We start from the raw sequence: 5134 nt of genomic DNA on the forward strand, positions 1-5134 counted from the left end.
CGACACAGGGATCCACTCCGTCGGCTGGGCGAGCCGCGTGCAGTGGATCATGCCTGATGGCGCTTGTCGATCCCCCTCGCGCAAGTACTCGAAATGAACGGGAAAGTGGAACTGATCGGCGCTCTAGTACTGGCGATCTGCTTGGATTGGCCCCATACGGAGAAGCAGTAAAGCTTGGTGTCGATCGCGCAACAAGTGGTATCGGACAACTGCTCACCTGGATCTGTAAGCCAGCGGCAGAGGAGATAGGTCTCCTGTTCCGAGACAAGATTCGAGCATGGCGTGCAGTCAATGCTGAAAAAATCGCAAAGGAGACCTTAAGACTGTTGCTGGAACGCGGCGATGATCCTGCCAAGCTGGCCGCTCCGCCGCAACTCGTGCATGCAATTTTGGATAGCGGGTCCTGGACGGAGGACGAGCTCCTGCAAAGGCTTTGGGCTGGACTCCTCGCGTCGGCGTGCAACGTGGAGGGCAATGACAACCGAAGCCAAAAGTTTGTTGACCATTTGAAGCGTCTCTCCCCGGCACAGGCGAAGATACTAAAGTTTGCCTGCGAGATGGGGCCCAAGAAACTCACTTCGGCAGGATTGCTGTACACCGAAGATTTTGTCGTTTCGATCGAATGCCTAAAGACGTTAACTGCACTGCGCGAGCTTGAAGATATTGACGCCGAGCTTGATCATCTTCGCCATCTGGGACTCCTGATGGAAAATGGCGGAGGGATTCCATTGCATTCAGATGCTACGAATGCAAACATTGCGCCTTCTGCGTTGGGACTTTACCTCTTCGCCAGGTGCTCTGGTGTTGCGTCCGCGCGCGATTTTTATAAGGACGTGACTGCGAATCCGCCGGAAAACTCGTAAAGAGTCGTTTGGTCGGCGCTGCGGGGATGGCAGCGCGGAGGACCACGACCGATCACCGGAGGCCCTACAGCCGCCCTACCAGCGGCAGCGGCGGGCCCGCCGACCGAGGAGGGCGAGGAGAAGCGCGCAGGGGAGGGCGCATGGCGTCAAAAGGATGAGCGAAATGCAGCTAGCCCTCGGCTCCGCCGGGCGGGGTGACCTCGAACCCGAGCGGCGTCCAGCCGTCGCCCTCCAGGTTCGTCCTTCGGCGAGTTCTCGAAGGTGAAGGATCTTACGTATTCTCATTGGCGCGACCAAGCGCCAGTGGGCCTGGTCCGTGAGACAGGACACATGCGGTTGCTCCGTCACTCTAAGGTCCTTGACGGCGTAGCGGAACGTCGTGTTAGCGTGTGAAATGTAGCACTAGGAGAGGATCTGAGTATGAAGCCGGCTCGTGTCTTCGTCGCATACCCTTCTGCACCCGTGCAACTCGGGCAGACCATCGAAACAGCCGCACAGACTCTCCGAAGTAAAGCTGCTTGGATTGGATTCGAAACTTGGCGACAGCTCGATATTCCGGGTCACTTTATCGCCGACGAAATCCTAGACAAGATCAATGACGCGGATTTCGTGGTCGCTGACATTACTCGGCTTAATTTCAACGTGTGCTATGAGGCCGGGTACGCCATAGGAAAGGGCAAGCGTACTTTCCTCATCCTCAACACGGCGCTTCAACCCCAAACCAAAGAAATTAGCAAGCTCGGCATTTTCGATACTTTGGGGTACGCGCCATACTCGAACTCCAGCGAACTTGCCAAGGTGCTGTCCCAGGTGCAGTCCATCGAGCCTGCTAAATTTCCTGAAACACACCTCGATCCCAGAGCGCCGATTTACGTAATCGACGTAAGCCAGAAGACGGACGCCTCGATCAGAACGATAGCGAAGATAAAGAAGTCTAAGATTTTATTTAGGAATTTCGATCCGTCCGAGCAGTCACGACTGTCGACGATTGAGGCGTATCGGGGCGTGTCCGCATCGGTAGCCGTTGTGGTGCACTTATTGTCTAGTCAGACGACTGACTACGAGGTTAATAACCTACGCGCAGCATTCGTCGCTGGCCTCGCCAATGGCTTGGAGAAGGAGCTGTTAATACTCCAGGAGTCAGACGACCCGGTTCCGTTGGATTACCGGGACTTGGTGTCAATATATAAGCAGCCAAGTGACGTTGACAGATACATCAACGAATTGGCGCCGCGTGTGATGGAGGGACTGCATGCGGCCGACAAATCCCGAACGCGTAAGCCGTCAGGGTTATTGGCCGAGCTCGACCTGGGCGCGTCGGCTGCTGAAAATGAAATGTCGAAGCTGGACGACTACTACCTACCTACTGACCACTATAGCCAGGCACTAAATGGCAATGTGAGGCTGGTAGTTGGTCGAAAGGGATCCGGCAAGACCGCCATGTTCTTCCAGGTGAGGAACAAGATTCGATCGAACAGGCAGCGGATTGTACTCGACCTGAAGCCGGAAGGGCATCAGCTAAAGCATTTTAAGGAGATGTTGCTGCGATACTTCGGTGAGGCGGTCCAAGAGCACATCTGTAAAGCGTTTTGGGAGTATGTGTTGTTGCTGGAGTTGTGCCACAAGTTGCTCGAAAAGGATCGTCAGGTCCACGTTGGCAGTAAAAAGTTGTACGACGCGTACCAGGAGCTTTCTCGGCTCTACAATGATGACGACTTTGTCCGAGAGGGCGACTTTTCCGAGCGCATGCTGAAACTAGTCCAGCAGATTAGTACGCGGTTTTCGGACCACAACAAGCTCGGTAGCGAGTCAATGAGCTTGAATACGCAGGAGGTGTCCCAGCTCGTATACACGCATGACATTCGCAGGCTTCGCGAGGAACTCGTCAAGTACATGAAGCTGAAGGAGGATGCGTGGGTTCTGTTTGACAATATCGACAAGGGTTGGCCGACCCGAGGTGTTCAGGCATCTGACATCGTCATCCTTAGAGGCCTGCTCGATGCGAGTCGGGATATCGAGCGGCTTATGCGCCGTGGCGGTGTCGTTGTCCACACCATAGTCTTCTTGCGGAACGATGTTTACGAGTTGCTTGTCGATGAGACTCCAGACCGCGGTAAGGAGACTCGTGTTTCGCTCGATTGGACGGACCAGGATCTGCTCAAGGAGCTGCTCCGGAGGCGGATTGTATCGAATGACGGGTTTTCGTCCAAGGAAAGCTTTGATAATGCATGGAATCGAATTGCCGTCTCCCACATCGATGGCGAAAGCAGTGCCGATTACCTGATCGAGACGTCGCTTATGCGGCCGCGAAATTTGCTTAATCTTGTAAATTACTGCAAAAGCAATGCGGTCAACTTGGGTCACCCCAAGATCGCGCGTGACGACGTTGCGAAAGCTGTTGAGCAGTATTCGGCAGATTTGGGCAACGAAATTGGTCTTGAGATTCGGGATGTTTTTCCGGGGGCAAATGATATCCTGTATGCATTCCTAGGGGCACCTAGACAGCTTTCGCTCGAGGAGATCTATCGGCGCTTCGCCGATGCGGTTGTCCCCCCTGACCGATATCCAGTACTCGTGGAGATTCTGCTGTGGTTCGCCTTCATCGGCGTGGTTCAGCCGGGCTCCGGGTTCGAGGAGCGAACCATTTATGCGTACTCTGTCTACTACGACATGAAGAAGCTGCGCAGATTAGCAAAGGACTACCGCGATCCGTCGGTCAAGTTCTCGATACATCCTGCGTTTTCTAAGTTTTTGGAGCTGGGGTAGCGCTTTTCGACCGAGGGAACGGGGGCGGAAGGTATCCGGTCCTTCGGCCGGGAGCGGAAAGCCTGTCTGCGATGTGCTAACCATGGAGCACTCGCAGTTCGGCTGGGATGACCGGGAAAGGACCCGATCATGCCAATCCGGAAAGTCACCCGACACGGGGAAACCCGGCTGTTCATTGACATCCGCTACAAGACGAAAGACGGACAGCGGGCAAGGTACCGCAAAGACGCCCAAGTCCAGACTCTCCCTGGCGCTCGTGCCGAGGAGAAACGCGTCCTCCTGAACCTCGCCCGCTACGGCACCCCGTACGCGCCCGAGGACGACGTTCCCGCGCCGCCGGCACCTTCCCCCGCCGGCTTCCCTCCCACCCCATCGACCACCCCCACCCTCCCCACGAAGACCTTCTCCGAAGTCGTCAGCGAATACCGCTCCACCTTCATGCTGACCGACCTCAAGGTCACCACCCGCCGAGGCTACGCGCTCGTCCTCGACCGCCACCTCCTCCCGACCTTCGGCGAGCTCCCGCTTGCCCAGGTCGACGGAGCCGCGGCTGCCGAGCTCGACCTCGCGCTCTCCAAGCAGGACCGCGCCCGCGCCACGCGAAACAACGTGCAGATCGTCCTCCGATCCGTGCTGCGTTTCGCGACGACCCGCGGCTACCTCGCGGGCTTGCCCCCCGCGTTACCTCGGCTCAAAGCCGCGGAAAAGAGCATCCTCGAAATCCCCTCCGAAAGGGACATCGACACGATTCTCGCCTCCGCGGTCCCGTCCCAGCGCCTCGCGTTCGCGCTCATGGCGCACGCCGGCCTTCGCCCCAACGAAGTCCGCGCGTTACGTCGGCGCGACGTGCTCCTCCCCGGGACAAACCACGCAGCCGAAGGCGGCTTCCTCAGCGTGCGCGAAGGCCGCTCCTACGGCCAATCACACACGCCGAAGACCGGGCAACGCGAGATTCCCATCACGGCCCCGCTCGCGCGGCTCCTCGAGCACGTGGAGCACGGGCCGAAGGATGGGCGCGTCGCGCTCAATCAGCAGGGCAAGCCGTGGGGGCAGTACGGGCTGACGCAAGCCTTCGAGCGCGTGCGCGACCGCGCCGGGCTCGGAGGGTGGAGCGTGTACGGGCTGCGGCACTTCGCGATCACGTCGTGGTTGAGGGCCGGCAAGCGGAATCTGCTTGTGTACCTTTTTCGGTGCCAGCCTGATGGATAAGCGATCGATCTTCCACATGATTTGCATGATCCCTCCGGTCATGGACGGCCCCCTCCAACGGCGCAGGGCGCAGCCCTCGGGGTGCTCTCGACGCTCGGCGCGGTCGTGCTCGACGGCGCAGCCCTCGGGGCGCTCGGCGCGGTCGTGCTCGACGGCGCAGCCCTCGGGGCGCTCGGCGCGGTCGTGCTCGACGGCGCAGCCCTCGGGGCGCTCGGCGCGGTCGTGCTCGACGGCGCAGCCCTCGGGGCGCTCGGCGCGGTCGTGCTCGACGGCGCAGCCCTCGGGGCGCTCGGCGC

General features: G+C 58.8%; 4 protein-coding genes. All 4 read left to right on the forward strand.

Annotated elements, in window-relative coordinates:
- Positions 1 to 56: 56 nt before the first annotated feature.
- Complete coding sequence (locus tag GF068_RS43065; RefSeq protein WP_153825402.1) at positions 57 to 863, forward strand: Abi-alpha family protein; 807 nt, start codon at positions 57 to 59, stop codon at positions 861 to 863.
- Between the two features lie 420 nt (positions 864 to 1283).
- Positions 1284 to 3629: a P-loop ATPase, Sll1717 family gene (locus tag GF068_RS43070; protein WP_153825403.1), complete on the forward strand. Its 2346-nt coding sequence runs from the start codon at positions 1284 to 1286 to the stop codon at positions 3627 to 3629.
- A gap of 438 nt (positions 3630 to 4067) precedes the next feature.
- Entirely contained in the window at positions 4068 to 4838 is a 771-nt protein-coding gene (locus GF068_RS43075) for a tyrosine-type recombinase/integrase (protein ID WP_153825404.1), read from the forward strand.
- 81 nt (positions 4839 to 4919) lie between these two features.
- A partial coding sequence (locus GF068_RS43080; RefSeq protein ID WP_206079681.1) for a hypothetical protein occupies positions 4920 to 5134 on the forward strand: 215 nt, incomplete at its 3' end.

The sequence above is a fragment of the Polyangium spumosum genome (assembly GCF_009649845.1).
GTDB lineage: Bacteria > Myxococcota_A > Polyangia > Polyangiales > Polyangiaceae > Polyangium > Polyangium spumosum.

What these genes read in the sequence shown, in the direction of transcription:
- GF068_RS43065 (WP_153825402.1), top strand. Translation starts at nt 57, where the DNA reads ATGGCGCTTGTCGATCCCCCTCGCGCAAGTACTCGAAATGAACGGGAA.
- GF068_RS43070 (WP_153825403.1), top strand. Translation starts at nt 1,284, where the DNA reads ATGAAGCCGGCTCGTGTCTTCGTCGCATACCCTTCTGCACCCGTGCAA.
- GF068_RS43075 (WP_153825404.1), top strand. Translation starts at nt 4,068, where the DNA reads ATGCTGACCGACCTCAAGGTCACCACCCGCCGAGGCTACGCGCTCGTC.